We start from the raw sequence: 17,308 nt of genomic DNA, 5'->3' as shown, positions 1-17,308 counted from the left end.
ACGGCCAGCGATTATGTCAGAGCAGCGCGATTATAAAGACACGGTCTTCCTTCCCAAGACCGATTTCCCCATGAAGGCCGGCCTCCCCCAGAAGGAGCCGAAGATCCTTGCGCGCTGGCAGGAGGACGGGATTTACGAAGAGCTGCGCGAAACCCGCAAGGGCCGCGAAAAGTTCATCCTCCACGACGGCCCGCCTTACGCCAATGGCGACATGCATATCGGCCATGCGCTCAACCGCATCCTGAAAGACATGGTCGTGCGGTCGCAGACGCTGCTCGGCAAGGACGCGCCCTTCGTGCCCGGCTGGGATTGCCACGGCCTGCCGATCGAATGGAAGGTCGAGGAAAAATACCGCAAGAAGAAGCGCGACAAGAAAGAAGTGCCTGCGGCTGAATTCCGGCAGGAATGCCGCGAATATGCGCAGGGCTGGGTCGATGTTCAGCGTGAACAGCTCAAACGCCTGGGCCTGATGGCGGATTTCGACAATCCGTACCTGACGATGCAGCCGGAAAGCGAAGCGACCATCGTTGCCGAACTGCTGAAGTTTGCCGAAGCCGGAAATCTCTATCGCGGATCGAAGCCGGTTATGTGGTCGCCCGTGGAAGAAACCGCGCTGGCCGAAGCCGAAGTCGAGTACGAGGACATCACCTCGACCCAGATCGACGTGGCATTCGAAATCGTGGAATCGCCGATCGAGGAACTGGTCGGCGCGCACGCGGTGATCTGGACCACCACGCCGTGGACGATCCCGGTGAACCAGGCCTTGGCCTATGGGCCGACCGTGACGTACGAATTGCTTAATACCGGTGCCGGCAAGTATCTTGTTGCCTCTGACTTAGCAGAAGCATTCCTAGCAAGAAGCGGTTTGAGCTTGATCGACGAAGCCGGGATGCCGGATAATCCCGATGCACTGCTGCGGTGGAAAGCGGACCGGATGTGGACTGGCGAGAGCCTCGCAGGAACCCTCACCCGCCACCCAATGCACCATCTCGGCGGTTTCTACGCGAAGCCGCGCCCGCTGCTCGCAGGCGATTTCGTCACCACAGACAGCGGTACGGGCCTCGTCCATATGTCGCCCGACCATGGCGAGGACGACTTCCTGCTCTGCCGTGAACACGGCATCGAGCCCGTCTTCGCGGTCATGGGCGATGGCCGCTATCGCGACGACTGGGAATGGCTCGGCGGCAATGACGACCGTCGCCGCGCGGTGATTAACAAGCCGTTCAATGCGCCGGACGGGCCGATCTGTTCGGACCTGCGCGAAGCAGGCGCGCTGCTCTCGGCCAGCGACGATTACCCGCACTCCTATCCGCATAGCTGGCGCTCGAAGGCAAAGGTCATCTATCGCTGCACGCCGCAGTGGTTCGTGCCGATGGACAAGCCGCTCGACGTGGGCGATTTCGACGTTGCCGTGCCCGAAGGCTTCGGCGCAGCCATCGCCATGGCCACGAGCAAGGACCACTCGACCCTGCGCGAAATCGCCATGCGCGAAATCGAGCGGGTGAAGTTCTATCCCGAAAAGGGCCGCCGCCGCATCGGTTCGATGGTCGAAGGCCGCCCCGACTGGGTGCTTTCCCGCCAGCGCGCATGGGGAGTGCCGATCACGCTCTTCGTGCGCGCAGACGGCACGTATTTGCAGGACCCGCAGGTGAATGCCCGCGTGGTCGCAGCGGTGAAGCAGCAAGGCGTCGATGCCTGGGACGAAAGCCGCAAGGCCGAATTCCTCGGCGATGATCACGATGCCAGCGAATTCGAGATGGTCACCGACATTCTCGACGTGTGGTTCGATTCGGGCTGTACCCACGCATTCACACTCGAAGGTGACCGCTGGCCAGACCAACGCTGGCCCGCCGATCTCTATCTCGAAGGCAGCGACCAGCATCGCGGCTGGTTCCAGTCCTCGCTGCTTGAAAGCTCCGCCACCCGGGGCCGCGCACCCTATGACGCCGTACTTACCCACGGCTTCACCATGGCGAGCGATGGCAAGAAGATGTCGAAGAGCCTCGGCAACACCATCGACCCGCTCAAGGTCATGGAACAGTATGGCGCGGACATCATCCGCCTCTGGGCGCTGTCGGTCGATTTCACCGAAGACCACCGCATCGGCGATGAAATCCTCAAAGGCGTGGGCGACCAGTACCGCCGTCTGCGCAACACCTTCCGCTACCTGCTCGGCGCGCTCGACGGGTTTGTCGGCGACATGGGCGATGCGGGCGAGATTCCGGAACTGGAAGTCTATGTCCTCGCCCTGCTCGCCGATCTCGACGGCAAGCTGAAGAAGGCGGCCGAGGAATACGACTTCAACACCTACACCCGCCTGCTGGTCGATTTCTGCAACGAGGACCTGTCCGCGTTCTACTTCGATATCCGCAAGGACGTGCTCTATTGCGACGGGCCGGACAGCACCAAGCGCAATGCATATCGCACCGTGCTCGACCTGCTGTTCCATGCACTGGTGCGCTATGCCGCGCCGGTGCTGGTGTTCACGGCAGAAGAGGCCTGGACCACGCGCTATCCTGAAGGCGGCAGCGTGCATTTGCTCGATTGGCCCAAGGTGCCCGGCGTTACCGCCGATGGCGGCCGCTGGGAAAAACTGCGCGATCTTCGCGAACGCGTTACCGAAGCAATCGAACCGCTGCGCCGTGACAAGACCATCCGCTCCAGCCTCGAAGCAGAAGTGGCGGTGCCAGCGAGCGCAGTGCCGGAAGGCTTCTCGGACGAAGATCTCGCCGAACTGTTCATCACCGCGTCAGTGACTCGCGGCGATAGCGATACGGTGACTGTCACTCGTACCGGCGAATCCAAATGCGGCCGCTGCTGGCGCCTGCTGCCCTCGGTTTCCGAGGACGGCGCGCTGTGCGAACGCTGTGATGACGTGATCGAACAGATGGATTCAGCAGGGAGTTCGGACCAATGACCCCGGTGCTTCGTAATCGCCTGTTGGGCGTGGCCATCGCGCTCGTAATTTACGTGGTCGACCAATGGATCAAATATCTGATGGTGGGCCCGCTGCAATTGCGCCAGCGCGGTGTGATCGAGTTGATCCCGATCTTCGACCTGCGCTGGACACAGAATTTCGGCGTTTCTCTCGGCCTGTTCGAGGCCACCAGCCTCGAGGCGCGCTGGATGCTTGTGGGTGTTACTGCCCTGATTGCCCTGCTGGTCACGATCTGGATGTTCCGTGAGGAGCTTTTCGGAGACATCCTGGGCCTCTCGCTGATTCTCGGCGGGGCGCTGGGCAATATCAAGGACCGCTTCGACCTGGGCTATGTCATCGACTATGCCGACCTTCATTTCGGGGACTTCCGTCCCTTCCTCATTTTCAATGTCGCAGATGCCGCTATCACCATCGGCGTCGTCATAATCCTTGCCCGCGCGTTCTTCATGCGCGACAAGGAGGTCGACGATTTGATGGACGGCAAGCCGGCAGACGCCGCGGAGAGCAATACATGAATACCCCCCTTGGAACCAAAGTCGCACGTTTCGCCATGCTGAGCGCAGCCGCGAGCATGCTTGCTGCCTGTGGCGGCGGCGGTTTCCTGAACCGTGACCGTCCCGATGAATTCGCCGTGCAGCGCGCCGCGCCGCTGGTGGTTCCGCCGGACTTCAACCTCGTTCCGCCGGCACCCGGCGCCCCGCGCCCGACAGAAGGCACAGCGGCCGAGCAGGCACTCGATGCACTGTTTGGCGGCCCCGCAGCTCGCAGCGCTGTGGAAACAAGCGTCCTCGACCGTGCAGGCAGTGCCGATCCCGGCATCCGCAGCGCAGTGGGCAGCGAAAATACGAATACGGTCGCCAAAGGCTCCGTCACGCGCGACATCGTCGCTGCACCCGAAGGCGACGGCGCATCGGCACAGGCCGTAATTCCGGGCTGATTGCTGGTTTTCCGCGCCCTGTGATGGGGCGCGGGACCCGAAGGCTCTAGGCCTCCTTCTCGGCCGGTTCCACCGGCCCGACCGAGCTAACGAGCAGCTTGTCGATCCGGCGTTCATCGATGTCGACGACCTCAAAGCGCCAGCCCTGTTCTTCGAACCAGTCGCCTTCCGTGGGCAGCCTCTTGAGTACTGCGAGGACAAATCCGGCGACGGTCGCAAATTCGCGGTTGTCGCCGTATTCGATGCCGAGCCGATCGGCGAGCGCGTCGGCGCTCAAGGAACCAGCCACCAATAGCGACCCGTCGGCCCGCTCTACGACACCGGGGGAATCGCCCGGGTCCTGGTCGCTCGCGAAATCGCCCACCAGCGCGGTGAGGAGATCAACCGGCGTCACGATCCCTTCCAGATGGCCATATTCGTCGTGCACCATCGCCATCGCGATATCGGCTTGCTGAAGCACGCGCAGAGCATCGACAGCATCCAGCTGGTCGGGCACGACCTCGGCCTTGTGCAGCAAGTCCTTCAAAATCACCGGAGTGCCGGCAACCTGAGCCGCCAGTATCTCGCGCACGCGAACTAGGCCGAGCACCTTGTCGGGCGTACCATCGGCAACAGGCCAGACCGAGTGCGGGCTTTCGACAAGCAGCGCCGAAATGGCATCTTGATCGGCCGAAATATCGATCCAGTCGATTTCCGTTCTCGGCGTCATAACCTCGCGTACCGGACGCTGGGCGAGGCGCACCACGCCGGCCAGCATCTGGTGCTGTTCGTGCTCGATCACACCGCTCCGGGTAGCTTCTGCGAACAGCATGTGCAGCTCTTCCGCGGTAACCGCACTCTGCCCCGCAGGGCGCACGCCCAGCATGCGGATGATCAGGCTGGATGAGGTATCGAGCAACCAGACCAGCGGGGCGGCTACTCTTGCCAGCAAGGCCATCGGGAGCGCCATGGCAATAGCGATCGGGACTGCTGCGCGCAGGGCGATCTGCTTGGGGACCAGTTCGCCGATCACCAGCGTGAAATAAGTGGTGAGCGCGATGACTCCCGCAAATCCGACTTCCGGGGCCCATTCGGGCGGAAGGCCCATGGCGACGAGCCGCTCACCGACGGGGCCGCCCAGGCTCGCGCCGGAATATGCACCGGCAATAATGCCGACGAGCGTGATGCCGATCTGCACGGTCGAAAGGAATTTGCCCGGGTCCGAAGCGAGCGAAATCGCCGTTCTCGCGCCGGCGCTGCCTTGATTGGCCGCAGACCGCAGGCGCGCAGTGCGTGCGGAAACGATGGCCAGCTCGCTCATGGCGAAGACGCCGTTGAGCAAGATGAGCCCGGAGATGATCAGGAGGTCTGTCCAGGGAAAGGGTGTCACACCCATGCGCTAGCACAAAAATTCGCGGATGCCAGTGCTTCGCGGAACACCAGCGCCTCTCGCTTGTTAAGAACCTTCAGAGACGCAGGTGGGCGCGTCCCACCTGGCGTGGCCGTACTTTCCCGATCCGGGTGAATGCGGTCATCACTCAAGAAGGGGATATAATATGCAAAAATCACGGATTTTCCTCGCAGGTTTCTCGGCGGTTGCTCTGATGGGCACCTCGGCTTGCGTCACCGACCCGAACACGGGTGAGAAGAAGATTTCACGCACCGTTCTCGGCGGCGTCGGCGGCGCGGTTGCCGGCGGCCTGCTTGGCGGCGTTATCGGCGGCAAGACCGGACGCATCATCGGTGCAGCGGGCGGTGCAGCAGCAGGCGGTTATGTCGGCTACCGCATGGACCAGCAGATCAAGGAACTGGAAGAACAGACCGCCGGTTCGGGCGTGGATGTTACTTCGGTCGATGGCGGCGAAGCGATCCTCGTCAACCTGCCCGACGGTGTGACTTTCGCCACCGGCAGCGCAACGATCAACTCGGCGTTCCGCAACACGCTCGACAATGTCGCAGCGAACCTTGTGCAATATCCGAACAGCCTGATCGACGTTTACGGCTACACTGACACGGCCGGCGCATCGGACTTCAACCAGCGCCTTTCGGAACAGCGTGCACAGGCAGTTTCCAACTACCTGACCAGCCGCGGCGTCGCTTCGTCGCGTATCCGCTGGATGGGGTTTGGTGAAACCAACCTCGCAGTGCAGACCGGTGACGGCGTATCAGAACCGCTTAACCGCCGCGTCGAAATCAAGATCATCCCGTTCGATCAGGATGATGTCGAAGCCGCTCAAGGCAACTAAGTGCCTGGGCCCTTCGGGGTATGTCGCAGAGAAAGGGATCGGGGCCACCCCGGTCCCTTTTTCTATTCAGGCTACTGTTTGGAAAGCGACGCGGCCCGGTCGGCAAGGTGCTCGACCGTGGCCGAGTGAATGCCGGGCGAACTGACAACCAGTCCGAAGGCGCGCGGATCGCGTTTGTTGTAATTCAGCTTGCGCCCGAAAGCGTCGGACACGGCGGCGCCTGCTTCGCGCGCGATCAGCGCGGCGGCCGCGATGTCCCATTCGAAACCCCAGCGTAGAGTCGCCACAAGATCCGCCTCGTCGGCGGCGACCATCGCGATACGCAGCGCGATCGAGTTGGGCTGGTAAACTTTCTCCAGCATCTGATCCTGTTTCATGAGGTCAGCGGCAGGAACGCGGGCGCCGATGAATTCGCTGCGCGTGGACGACTGAAGGAGGGTGCCGTTCAAGGTCGCGCCCTGACCCGCGATGGCCTGCCAGACCTCGTTGCGCGCCGGTGCGCACAGAGAGCCGATCAGCGGACGGCCTGAACTGATGAGCGCGACCGAGACGGCCCATCCCGGTCTGCCGCGGATGAAATCGCGGGTGCCGTCGATCGGATCGACCAGCCAGATGAGATCACGGTCGATTCGCGAGGGATCGTCCACCGTCTCTTCGGACAACCATCCTGCGGACGGCAGCAAGGCTCCCAATTCGCGCTTGAGAAAGGCGTCAACGGCCAAGTCCGCATCGCAAACCGGGCTACCTGGGGTCTTCTCCCAAGTGCGCACGTCATTGCCCGCTCCGGGCCAGAGGCCAAGCGCGATACGCCCCGCTTCGGAGACGATCGATTCGAGTTGCTTTCCGTCAATCATGGATGGACAGCGCACCTGCACCCGAAAACCGCACTTTTCAAGCGCGGCCAGACATGCTTATGCGGGCCGCGAGTCTCATATTCCCTCCAGCCGCGCAAAACGCGAAGGACGAAAGCCCGAAATGAACATCCACGAATACCAGGCCAAGGAACTGCTCGCGAAATACGGCATCGCCGTCCCTGCGGGCCACGCAGCGCTCACCGTCGAAGAGGCGGTCGAAGGCGCCAAACAGCTTCCGGGACCGCTCTACGTGGTGAAGGCGCAAATCCACGCCGGCGGACGCGGCAAGGGCAAGTTCAAGGAACTGGGCCCCGATGCGAAGGGCGGCGTTCGCCTTTCCAAGAGCATCGAAGAAGTGGAAGCCAATGCCAAGGAAATGCTCGGCAACACGCTGGTCACTATCCAGACCGGCGATGAAGGCAAGCAGGTCAACCGCCTCTACGTGACCGACGGCGTCGACATTGCTCACGAATATTATCTCTCAATGGTCGTCGACCGTGCCAGCGGACAGGTCGCCATGATCGTGTCCACCGAAGGCGGCATGGACATCGAAGACGTCGCGCACAACACGCCCGAAAAGATCGCCAACATCACCATCGATCCGGCGCAGGGCTTCATGCCCCACCACGGCCGTGCAGTGGCCTTCGCCCTCAAGCTGAGCGGTGATACCAACAAGCAGGCGCAGAAGCTGGCCAAGCAGCTTTATACCGCCTTCATGGACCTCGACATGGAAATGCTCGAGATCAATCCGCTGGTCGAAGACAAGGACGGCAACCTCCTGGTGCTCGACACCAAGATGAGCTTCGACGGCAATGCGCTTTATCGTCACAAGGATGTCGAAGCCCTGCGCGACGAAACCGAAGAAGATCCGGCCGAAGTCGAAGCGAGCGAATATGACCTCGCCTACATCAAGCTGGACGGCAACATCGGCTGCATGGTCAACGGCGCCGGCCTCGCCATGGCTACGATGGACATCATCAAGCTCAACGGCGCCTTCCCGGCCAACTTCCTCGACGTTGGCGGCGGTGCGACCAAGGAAAAGGTCACCGCGGCTTTCAAGATCATCCTCAAGGACCCGGCTGTCGAAGGCATCCTCGTCAACATCTTCGGCGGCATCATGAAATGCGACATCATCGCCGATGGCATCGTTGCCGCAGCGAAGGAAGTGAACCTGTCGGTTCCGCTGGTCGTCCGCCTCGAAGGCACGAATGTGCAGCAGGGCAAGGACATCCTCGCCAATTCGGGCCTGCCAATCGTCAGTGCCGACGATCTGGGCGATGCTGCCCGCAAGATCGTGGCCGAGGTGAAGCAGGCGGCCTGAGGCCTCTGGCTTCCCGATACTAGGTTTCCAAAGGGCGGGCTCTGGCGACAGGGTCCGCCTTTCTCTTGGGCGGATGGGAACACTCGCATTCCACCTGCCTTATCTAAGCAAGCACCGGCCCCGCCCTGCTTGACGTTTACGTAAACGCAAGCTAGGCGGACGCCACATTCATTCGAGAGGAAGGAACTCCCATGAAAATCCTCGTACCCGTCAAACGGGTGATCGATTACAACGTAAAGCCGCGCGTCAAGGCTGATGGATCCGGGGTCGACCTCGCCAACGTCAAGATGAGCATGAACCCGTTCGACGAAATCGCTGTCGAAGAGGCTATCCGCATCAAGGAAGCGGGCAAGGCAGAAGAAATCATCGCCGTGTCCGTCGGCCCGGCCAAGGCACAGGAAACGCTGCGTACCGCGCTCGCCATGGGTGCAGACCGCGCGATCCTTGTCGAAACCGACGATCAGGTCGAACCGCTCGCTGTGGCCAAGATCCTCAAGGCGATCGCCGACGAGGAACAGCCCGGCATCGTAATGCTCGGCAAGCAGGCGATTGACGACGATTCGAACCAGACCGGCCAGATGCTTGCCGCCCTCATGGGCCGCCCGCAGGGTACGTTTGCGAACACTGTCGAAGTCGACGGCGAAAGCGTCACTGTGAAGCGCGAAGTCGATGGCGGTCTTGAAACCGTGAAGCTTACGCTTCCCGCGATTGTCACGACCGACCTTCGCCTTAACGAGCCGCGCTATGCTTCCTTGCCGAACATCATGAAGGCCAAGAAGAAGCCGCTCGACACCAAGACACCGGGTGACTTCGGCGTAGACACTGCGCCGCGCCTCAAGACAACCAATGTCTCCGAACCGCCGGTCCGTCAGGCAGGTGAGAAGGTCGAAGATGTCGATGCGCTGGTCGCCAAGATCAAAGCGCTGGGCATCGCCTGATCCCTCCCGGACACGAAAGGAACAATGCTATGAAAACTCTCGTCTGGGTCGAACACGACAATGCCGAGATGAAGGACGCCACCCTTGCTGCAGTAACCGCTGCGGGCAAGCTGGGTGAAGTCCACCTGCTGGTCGCCGGTTCCGGTTGCCGTGCAGTTGCCGAACAAGCCGCAAAGATTGCCGGCGTGGGCAAAGTCCACCTCGCCGATGATGCGGCTTACGAGAACGCGCTTGCCGAGAATATCGCTCCGCTGGTTGCAGACCTGATGGGCCACCATGATGCGTTTGTGGCTCCGGCGACAACGACAGGCAAGAACGTCGCCCCGCGCGTCGCAGCCCTGCTCGACGTGATGCAGATTTCGGACATTCTGTCGGTTGAAGGCGACAAGACCTTCACTCGCCCGATCTATGCCGGCAACGCCATTGCCACGGTCGAATCCAGCGATGAAAAGCTGGTCATCACCGTCCGCGGCACGGCGTTCGAGAAAGCGGCCGCTGAAGGCGGCTCAGCCTCAGTCGAAGACGTTTCGGGTCCAGGCGACGCCGGACTTTCCAGCTTCGTTTCAGCCGAGATCGCCGAAAGCGACCGTCCCGAACTCACCAGCGCCAAGGTCATCGTTTCCGGCGGCCGCGCGCTGAAGGACGCAGAGACGTTCGAACAGGTCATCACCCCGCTTGCCGACAAACTGGGTGCAGGTATCGGCGCAAGCCGCGCCGCGGTCGACGCAGGCTACGTCCCGAATGACTATCAGGTCGGCCAGACCGGCAAGATCGTGGCACCGGAAGTTTACATCGCCATCGGTATTTCGGGGGCAATCCAGCACCTTGCCGGGATGAAGGATTCCAAGACCATCATCGCGATCAACAAGGACGAAGATGCACCGATCTTCCAGGTTGCGGACATCGGCTTGGTGGCTGACCTGTTCAAGGCAGTACCGGAACTGACCGACAAGCTTTAAGGCTTCGTCTAACCAAGTTTGCAAAGACCCCTTGTTCCAGTTACCCTACTGGAATGAGGGGTTTTTTCTTATTTCCGCTGTCCTCGATCTTACTTGGTATCGGCGCCCTGACGCCGGGAATCGCTGCTGCTCAGGATGGTGAGGAGCTCTTCAAGGCTGCCCAATATCCCGCTGACGGCAAGTGGAGCCTTTCCCAGACGGAATACAGCTGCTCGGTCAGGCGCGATTTCGTCAAGGACGGTGACCGGATATCGCTGGTCATGCGCAGCGTACAGCCCGGCATAGAGGTGCAATTCGGTGTGTTTGGCGAGGATGTCTCTCGCCGCAAGACACGCATATCAGCTGGCTTCATCCCCTCGGGCGGGCAAAACGCCGTCGAAAATCTCGCTGATGCGAACCTTGGCGAAACGCCCGGCTTGGTATTCTCAGGCTTCATCTTCCCGCAGATCGCATTTGAAATCGCCGAGGGAGGAAATCCCGACGAGGCAATAGCCAAATTCGATTCGCTCGCGGCGGCCACCACCCATTTCGCAATTCAGGGTCTCACCCCCGAGCCTGTAGCGCTCAAAACGAACGCGATTACGCAGGCCGCCTCTGCGCTGGATAAATGCGTCTGGGGCAGGCTCGCTGAAATGGGCATTACCGAAAAAGGGCTTGCAGCCATTCGCACAGCGCCAAGTCCTCGCGGATATGCCGAATGGTCGGCGAAAGTCGCTGCCGTCTACCCCAAGGAGGCCCTGCGTGAAGGGTTCCAGGGCCTTGTCGCGATGCGCGTCGTTGTCGATGAACAGGGCAAGCCGCGCTTTTGCCATGTGGCGGACGAACTCATCGCGCAAACGCTTAGGGAGGCAGCGTGCGAAGCGATGCTAGAGCATGCGCGCTTCGAGCCCGCCAAAGACCGAGAAGGGTCGCCGGTCGTCGGTCTCTATTTTCAGAACGTGCGCTACAAATTCCCGGCGGGGGTCGATGCTCACGGCATGAGATACGAATGACGGCCAGAACTAGATAGAGGTAGCGGCCGATCCGCCAATTGTCGGACCGACCAATTGGCAGACATCGGCCCAGTAGCAGACCCTTTCAGGACAGTACCGGGACTGACCGAAAAGCTCTGATACATCGATAAACGGACTATATTCGCAGAAGAGGCGGTAATTCGGTTGCGAATTGCCGCCTTTTTCATATTATGAGTGCTCTATTTACAGGGGAAGGGTCGCACCTTGAGAATCGTCACACCCATTGTTGCAGCCGTGGTTTTCTCGGCACAGCCCGGAATTCTGTCAGCAAAAGAGACGACTGTCCTAGAGCCAACTTCGAACTGGAATCTCGATTACGGCGAAGAAACGTGCCGCTTGGGTCGCAGTTTCGGGGAAGGTGAGAACAAGGTCATCTTACTCCTTTCCAAATACTCTCCTGACACCGGAATGGAGATGATGGCGACGGGCAAATTGCTCAAAGCCAACAGCTCGCGCAAATTCACATACAGTTTCCACGAAGGCGACGAGATCGATGTCGAACGTCCGCTGTTTGGCGAGCTCGAAGGTGACGAAACAATCTGGCAATTTTCCGGAGGGTTGATCCCGTCCGACGTCTTGGAAGAATTGAGTGACGCAGATGCAAGCCCGCAGGAATACAAGGCCGCTGAAGCCAAAGCTGCGGCTGAAGCCAGGCGCCTCACGCTCAATATCGGACGGTCGACCTCGGTAGCGCTCAATACGGGGAAGCTGTCCGCTGCCATTGTGGCGATGAACACTTGTACGCATGATCTGGTCAGAAGCTGGGGTTACGATCCTGAGGCTCTCGCCAAGATCGCGACCGGACCGGAGCCAGTGGGACGCATCACCAGCTGGTTCAACGCCAGTGACTATCCCGCTGAAGCCTTGAGGAAGAACCTGTCTGGCGCAGTGCGCTTCCGCCTCGGCATCGACGAGAAGGGTCAGATCGAAAACTGCACCATCCAGTCGTCCTATTCGGACCCGTCTTTTCCCGAGAAAGTGTGCTCCGAGTTCCAGCGCAAGGGCAAGTTCGAACCTGCTCGCGATGCAGAGGGGACCCCCCTCGCCAGCTATTGGACCAACACGGTGGTATTCGTCACTCGCTAGTCGCGAGTGGCCGCGCACTGATCAATAAAGGAAGGTGGACAGCGCGTGAATCGTCACGCCAACCAAGCCGCCGACCAGCGTTCCGTTAATACGGATAAACTGAAGGTCGCGGCCCACTGCACCCTCGACCCTGTCGGTTAGCGTCGTCGCATCCCAGCGGCGCACGGTTTCCGACACCAGCTGCACGATCTGGTCGCCGTAACGCGTTGCAATGCCCACTGCGGTGCGCCGGGCAAAGCGGTTCACCTGCATCTGCAGCCGCTCGTCATCGCGGAGCGCTGCACCCAATTCACTTAGCGTCTCGCCAAGATATCCGGGGCCGGTTCCACCCGAATCCTTGATCGACTGGATCAGGCGCGCGCGAATGCGCTCCCAGACGCCTTGCCACCAGTCGGCAATTGCTGGGTTGTGCAACAGCTCGGTCTTCATCCGCTCCACGCGTTCCTGCATCTCGGGATCGTCACGGAGGCCCTTGGCCAGTTCTTCCAGCCCTTCTTCGATCTTGTCCCGCAGGGGGTGCTCAGGATCGACCAGCACCTCGGCGAGCAGCTTGTAGAGGCCGTCGATCACCGAATTGGCCAGCCGCTCGTCGAGGCCGGTAAACCGCAGCACGGCATTTGCGCGCTTGTGCACCATGTCGCGCACCAGCTCTTCATTGTCTTCAAGTACCAGGCCGGTCCAACGGATGATCTTGTCGATCAGCATCTTGTGCCGCCCATCGGCAATCATCGCTTCGAGCATTCCCCCGAGGAGCGGTGCAATCTCGAGCTTTTCCAGCTGCGCTGCGATCCCGCTGCGTACCTGCGTGCCCAAGCGGTCCGGATCGAGAGATTCCAGGACTTCTACTGCAAGGTCGCCCGCCCCTGCCCTTATACGCGCGTCTTTCGCCGCTTTCGGGTCCGCGAGGTAGGAGCCGACGGCGCCCGCCATGTTCATCGCCCCCATGCGCCGGGCGACGACTTGTGCGGTAAGAAAGTTGCTGCGCAGGAAGTCCGCCATCGTATCGGCGATGCGGTCCTTGTTCTCCGGTATGATCGCCGTGTGCGGAATCGGAATGCCGAGCGGGTGGCGGAACAGGGCGGTGACCGCGAACCAGTCGGCAAGCCCGCCGACCATTGCCGCCTCGGCAAACGCATGGACATAGCCCCAGGCCGGATGCACTTCGAGATACCGGCCCGACAGGATAAAGATCGCAGCCATGACGAACAGCATGCCCGTGGACGCGCGGCGCATCGTGCGCGCACGGTCAGGGGTCAAGGAGTTGCCGCTGGCTGGATTGGATGCTGTGGGCTTGCTCGCCATATCTTAGGCGACGCTTACTCCGCCGGTTCGATCCCGGGTTGCCCGCCTTGCGGCGGCACAACGCGATCTTCGTCACCAGGACGATAGGTCAGGAAGCGATTGCGCATCCATGGTCCGGCGCGCTTTTCGAAGCCGTCGGCGAGGCTGAAACCGGCCGGGACGATCAGCAGCGTAAGCACTGTTGAAAGGATCAGGCCGCCGATGACAACTGTGCCCATCGGGGCGCGCCATGCGCCGTCGCCCGAAAGGCTGAGCGCTGTCGGGACCATACCTGCCGTCATCGCAACAGTGGTCATGACGATGGGCTGGGCACGCTTGTGGCCAGCATCGATAATCGCCTCCATCTTCGAGACGCCGGACTCCATAGCCTCGATGGCGAAGTCGATTAGAAGGATCGAGTTCTTCGAAACGATGCCCAGGAGCAACAGCACACCGATCAGGACCGGCATGGAAAGGGGCTGGCCCACGATCCACACGAGGAAGATGCCCCCAAGCGGTGCGAGCGCGAGCGAGGTCATGTTGACCAGCGGGCTCATCAGGCGCTTGTAGAGCAGCACCAGCACTGCGAAAACCAACAGGATACCGGCCAGCAAGGCGACGCCGAAGTTGTCGAGCAGTTCCTGCTGCAATTCATCCTCGCCAACCTGGTCGCGGATCACGCCTTGCGGCAGGTTCGTGAGAGCAGGCAGGGCGTTGATCTGCTCCATCGCATCCCCGCGCAGCACGCCGCTGGCAAGGTCCGCGCCGATCAGGACACGGCGGTTCTGGTTGTAACGCTGGATCGTGGTCGGGCCGGCTCCGAAAGAAATATCGGCGATGCGGCCCAAGGGTACCGAAGCGCCCGTGGCAGTCGGAACTGGCAGGTTCTGGATCGTGGTCAGATCCTCGCGCGCGGACTCAGGCAATTGTACGCGGATCGGAATTTGCCGATCGGAGAGCGAGAATTTCGCAGCATTCTGCTCGATTTCGCCCATCGTCGCGATGCGGATCGCCTGACCAACCGCAGCGGTCGAAACGCCGAGGTCAGCCATCAATTCCGCGCGCGGACGGATAAGGATTTCTGGGCGCGGAACGTCAGCCGTGATGCGCGGCGCCACAATCGTCGAGACGCCTTTCATCTCTTCGACGAGCTTCGAGGCCGTTTCGTTCAGCAGAACCGGATTGGAACCGGCCAGCATGATCGAAAGATCACGTCCGCTACCGCCGCCGCCGCCGGGGCCATTCATCGAATTCCAGCGCACCCGCGCGTCTGGAATTTGCGCCAGTTCCGGCGCAAGATCGCGCGTGAAGACATAGGACGGACGCTCGCGGTCTTCTTTGAGCGTGATATAGATAGTCGCGCTGCCTTCGCTAACACGCTCCAGGGCCCGTTCGACTTCCTGCTGTTCGTAAAGCAGGGCAGCAACCCGGTCAGACACGAGTTCGGTCGCCTCGAGCGTGGTGCCGGGCACCATTTCGATGCGGATCTGGGCATTCGCATCGTCGACTTCCGGATTAAACTGGAATGGTGTCTGGCCGAAAAGCAGGACTGTCAGCAGGAACGAGAACCACCCTACGCCGAGCATCCATACGCGGTGATCGTAGAAGCGAGCCTCGAGATAATCCCACGAAGCCAACATGCGCTCTCCGAAAAACGACGTCGTCCGGCGAAGTCCAAACAGCGCAACGATGAGGGTGGCAAGCCCGAGTATGAGTGCAATCGCCGACGTTGCAATGGTCTTTATCAGCGAAGGCTGCTCTTTAGCCTCGGTCGCGAGCTCGAATGCACTTAGCAGTTGCGAGAAAAGGGAAAGAAGGCCCTCGAGATCGACCGCCGCCCATATTCCAACCCCTGCCACCAGCGCACCCACAACTGAGCGCAAAACGACCTTCGGGATCGAGAGGATTCCCCGCATCAGCAAAGCCATTGCTGCAAGGCCAGCAACCACAGCTACGCCTAGCTGGATAAGCTGCAGCGGGCGCATGACTAGTGCGTGGACAAAGCTGTCCTCGCTGGCCACAGCATTGGCCAGGGTTTCCGGAATTTTCAGGCTGTCGATCATGCTGAAGGCCACGAAGACCCCAGCGCCCGATGCTACCAGTAACAGCAGGACGACGAGAAACAGCGAGATTGCATAGGCCCAGCGACGCTTTGGCCCGGCCAAGCCCTCACGCCGTGCGCGCATCTTGCCGCGTTCGAGCGACCAGTGGAGGACTTCCATATAACGGTCCATCCACTTTCCCTCGCCGTGGGCGGCATGACCCTTGGCCTTGAGAAAATAAGCGGCAAGCATCGGTGTGATCATGCGCGCGACAGCAAGGCTCATCAGCACTGCAACCACCACGGTCAGGCCGAAATTCTTGAAGAACTGACCGGTCACGCCGGGCATCAGGCCGACTGGCAGGAACACGGCAACGATACAGAAAGAGGTGGCAACCACGGGCAGCCCGATCTCGTCGGCCGCATCGATTGACGCCTGGTAGGCGCTCTTGCCCATGCGCATGTGGCGCACGATATTTTCGATCTCCACGATGGCATCGTCGACCAGGACACCAGCCACCAGCCCCAGCGCCAACAGGGAAAGCTGGTTCAGGTTAAACCCCAGCAGGTCCATGAACCAGAAGGTCGGGATCGCCGATAGCGGAATGGCAACGGCGGAAATCGCCGTCGCGCGCCAGTCGCGCAGGAAGAAGAACACGACAACGACTGCAAGGATCGCGCCTTCGATCATGGCCGCAATCGAGCTGGAATACTGGTCCTTGGTATATTTTACCGTGTCGAACAGCTGGATGAAGCGCAGGTCGGGGTTGGCTTCCTCGATCTTGGCGATCTCGGCCTGAGCCTTTTCGAAGACACTTACGTCAGAGGCGCCTTTCGCGCGGCTCATGTAGAAATTGACGACTTCCTGATCGCGAACCTTGCTGATCGAGGTGCGTTCGGAATACCCGTCACGCACAGTCGCGACATCACCAAGCTTCAGGGTCGTGCCATTGGACAAGCGGATCTGTCGCTCGGAAAGCTCGTAAGCACTGGCCGTATTGCCCAGCACACGGACCGATTGCCGAGTGCCGCCAACTTCGGCCATGCCACCTGCGGTATCGAGGTTATCGCGCCGCAGCACGGAATTGATCTCGCTCGCAGTCACTCCGAATGCCTGCATCTTGGGGAGATCGAGGATGACTTCGATTTCGCGGTTCACCCCGCCGAACCGGCCCGCCTCGGCCATGCCATCGACGGACAGCAGGCGCTTGGCCACCGTATCATCAATGAACCAGCTGAGCTGTTCGATGGTCATGTCATCGGCTTCGACCGCGTAGATGCCGAGAAAGCCGCCAGCGATTTCAACCTTCTCGACGCGCGGTTCCAGGATGCCGTCCGGCAAGCTGCCGCGGACCCGGTCGATCGCGTTCTTGATTTCTACAACGGCGTTGTTGGAATCTGTGCCGATTTCGAATTCTACGAAGGTGTTGGAGCTGCCTTCGCGGGCGGTTGAAGTGATCTTGTTGACGCCATTGACCGAACGCACGGCGCTTTCGACCTGCTGCGTGATCTGGTTTTCGATTTCCGTCGGAGCAGCGCCAGGCTGCGAAATCGTGATGTTGACCGCCGGAAAATCGATGTCCGGATTGTTCACCACGTCCATGCGGACAAAGCTGAGAATACCGGCAAGCAACAGGGCCGTGAACGCAACCAGGGGAATGACCGGGTTGCGAATGGACCAAGCGGAGATATTGCGGAAGCTCATATGACCCGGC

13 protein-coding genes are annotated in these 17,308 nt (G+C 60.8%); 9 read left to right on the top strand and 4 right to left on the bottom strand.

The window, feature by feature from the left end:
* The first annotated feature begins 13 nt into the window (after positions 1-13).
* From ileS to K3166_RS13240, 3 genes are read left to right on the top strand one after another with little or no spacing between them, the layout of a single operon-like run.
* Positions 14-2,917 (top strand): isoleucine--tRNA ligase, encoded by a 2,904-nt coding sequence (ileS, locus tag K3166_RS13250; RefSeq protein WP_221422653.1) that lies wholly within the window; start codon positions 14-16, stop codon positions 2,915-2,917.
* Positions 2,914-3,453: a signal peptidase II gene (lspA, locus tag K3166_RS13245; RefSeq protein ID WP_221422652.1), complete on the top strand. Its 540-nt coding sequence runs from the start codon at positions 2,914-2,916 to the stop codon at positions 3,451-3,453. Before ileS ends, lspA begins: the two co-directional genes overlap by 4 nt.
* Entirely contained in the window at positions 3,450-3,875 is a 426-nt protein-coding gene (locus tag K3166_RS13240) for a DUF3035 domain-containing protein (RefSeq protein WP_221422651.1), read from the top strand. The genes lspA and K3166_RS13240 overlap by 4 nt, the downstream gene beginning before the upstream one ends.
* A gap of 46 nt (positions 3,876-3,921) precedes the next feature.
* On the opposite strand, the gene K3166_RS13235 is transcribed toward K3166_RS13240, so the two are convergent.
* Positions 3,922-5,244, bottom strand: coding sequence for a hemolysin family protein (locus K3166_RS13235; protein WP_221424133.1), 1,323 nt, complete (start codon positions 5,242-5,244; stop codon positions 3,922-3,924).
* A gap of 166 nt (positions 5,245-5,410) precedes the next feature.
* Between K3166_RS13235 and K3166_RS13230 the strand changes: the two genes are divergently transcribed.
* Positions 5,411-6,100, top strand: a complete 690-nt coding sequence (locus tag K3166_RS13230; protein WP_221422650.1) for a YiaD family glycine zipper/OmpA-like lipoprotein — start codon at positions 5,411-5,413, stop codon at positions 6,098-6,100.
* A 71-nt stretch (positions 6,101-6,171) separates the two neighbouring features.
* Here the strand turns inward: K3166_RS13230 and K3166_RS13225 are convergent, their stop codons facing one another.
* On the bottom strand, positions 6,172-6,954 hold the full coding sequence (locus K3166_RS13225; protein ID WP_221422649.1) for a 3'(2'),5'-bisphosphate nucleotidase CysQ: 783 nt from the start codon (positions 6,952-6,954) through the stop codon (positions 6,172-6,174).
* A gap of 121 nt (positions 6,955-7,075) precedes the next feature.
* On the opposite strand from K3166_RS13225, the gene sucC reads away from it, so the two are divergent.
* The 5 genes from sucC to K3166_RS13200 all read left to right on the top strand — a co-directional run bounded on the left by sucC (position 7,076) and on the right by K3166_RS13200 (position 12,271).
* Positions 7,076-8,275 carry an ADP-forming succinate--CoA ligase subunit beta gene (sucC, locus tag K3166_RS13220; RefSeq protein WP_221422648.1) on the top strand — a complete coding sequence of 400 codons (1,200 nt, stop codon included), beginning with the start codon at positions 7,076-7,078 and terminating at the stop codon, positions 8,273-8,275.
* A gap of 191 nt (positions 8,276-8,466) precedes the next feature.
* Positions 8,467-9,213: an electron transfer flavoprotein subunit beta/FixA family protein gene (locus K3166_RS13215; protein WP_221422647.1), complete on the top strand. Its 747-nt coding sequence runs from the start codon at positions 8,467-8,469 to the stop codon at positions 9,211-9,213.
* Positions 9,214-9,242: 29 nt separating this feature from the next.
* Positions 9,243-10,172 (top strand): electron transfer flavoprotein subunit alpha/FixB family protein, encoded by a 930-nt coding sequence (locus K3166_RS13210; RefSeq protein WP_221422646.1) that lies wholly within the window; start codon positions 9,243-9,245, stop codon positions 10,170-10,172.
* 53 nt (positions 10,173-10,225) lie between these two features.
* Positions 10,226-11,164: an energy transducer TonB gene (locus K3166_RS13205; RefSeq protein WP_221422645.1), complete on the top strand. Its 939-nt coding sequence runs from the start codon at positions 10,226-10,228 to the stop codon at positions 11,162-11,164.
* A gap of 225 nt (positions 11,165-11,389) precedes the next feature.
* Positions 11,390-12,271 (top strand): TonB family protein, encoded by an 882-nt coding sequence (locus K3166_RS13200; RefSeq protein ID WP_221422644.1) that lies wholly within the window; start codon positions 11,390-11,392, stop codon positions 12,269-12,271.
* A 21-nt stretch (positions 12,272-12,292) separates the two neighbouring features.
* Here K3166_RS13200 and K3166_RS13195 read toward each other — a convergent pair whose 3' ends face one another.
* Positions 12,293-13,504 (bottom strand): DUF445 domain-containing protein, encoded by a 1,212-nt coding sequence (locus K3166_RS13195; RefSeq protein WP_221424132.1) that lies wholly within the window; start codon positions 13,502-13,504, stop codon positions 12,293-12,295.
* Between the two features lie 83 nt (positions 13,505-13,587).
* Entirely contained in the window at positions 13,588-17,298 is a 3,711-nt protein-coding gene (locus tag K3166_RS13480) for an efflux RND transporter permease subunit (protein ID WP_247714663.1), read from the bottom strand.
* Positions 17,299-17,308: the final 10 nt, after the last annotated feature.

The sequence above is a fragment of the Qipengyuania psychrotolerans genome (genome assembly GCF_019711355.1).
Taxonomy (GTDB): Bacteria; Pseudomonadota; Alphaproteobacteria; order Sphingomonadales; family Sphingomonadaceae; genus Qipengyuania; species Qipengyuania psychrotolerans.
The sequence above is the reverse complement of the archived record's forward strand: the minus strand, read 5'-3'. Positions and strand labels throughout refer to the sequence as shown.

What these genes read in the sequence shown, in the direction of transcription:
- lspA (WP_221422652.1), top strand. Translation starts at nt 2,914, where the DNA reads ATGACCCCGGTGCTTCGTAATCGCCTGTTGGGCGTGGCCATCGCGCTC.
- K3166_RS13210 (WP_221422646.1), top strand. Translation starts at nt 9,243, where the DNA reads ATGAAAACTCTCGTCTGGGTCGAACACGACAATGCCGAGATGAAGGAC.
- ileS (WP_221422653.1), top strand. Translation starts at nt 14, where the DNA reads ATGTCAGAGCAGCGCGATTATAAAGACACGGTCTTCCTTCCCAAGACC.
- K3166_RS13240 (WP_221422651.1), top strand. Translation starts at nt 3,450, where the DNA reads ATGAATACCCCCCTTGGAACCAAAGTCGCACGTTTCGCCATGCTGAGC.
- K3166_RS13195 (WP_221424132.1), bottom strand. Translation starts at nt 13,504, where the DNA reads ATGCGCCGCGCGTCCACGGGCATGCTGTTCGTCATGGCTGCGATCTTT.
- K3166_RS13230 (WP_221422650.1), top strand. Translation starts at nt 5,411, where the DNA reads ATGCAAAAATCACGGATTTTCCTCGCAGGTTTCTCGGCGGTTGCTCTG.
- K3166_RS13215 (WP_221422647.1), top strand. Translation starts at nt 8,467, where the DNA reads ATGAAAATCCTCGTACCCGTCAAACGGGTGATCGATTACAACGTAAAG.
- K3166_RS13205 (WP_221422645.1), top strand. Translation starts at nt 10,226, where the DNA reads ATGAGGGGTTTTTTCTTATTTCCGCTGTCCTCGATCTTACTTGGTATC.
- sucC (WP_221422648.1), top strand. Translation starts at nt 7,076, where the DNA reads ATGAACATCCACGAATACCAGGCCAAGGAACTGCTCGCGAAATACGGC.
- K3166_RS13480 (WP_247714663.1), bottom strand. Translation starts at nt 17,298, where the DNA reads ATGAGCTTCCGCAATATCTCCGCTTGGTCCATTCGCAACCCGGTCATT.
- K3166_RS13225 (WP_221422649.1), bottom strand. Translation starts at nt 6,954, where the DNA reads ATGATTGACGGAAAGCAACTCGAATCGATCGTCTCCGAAGCGGGGCGT.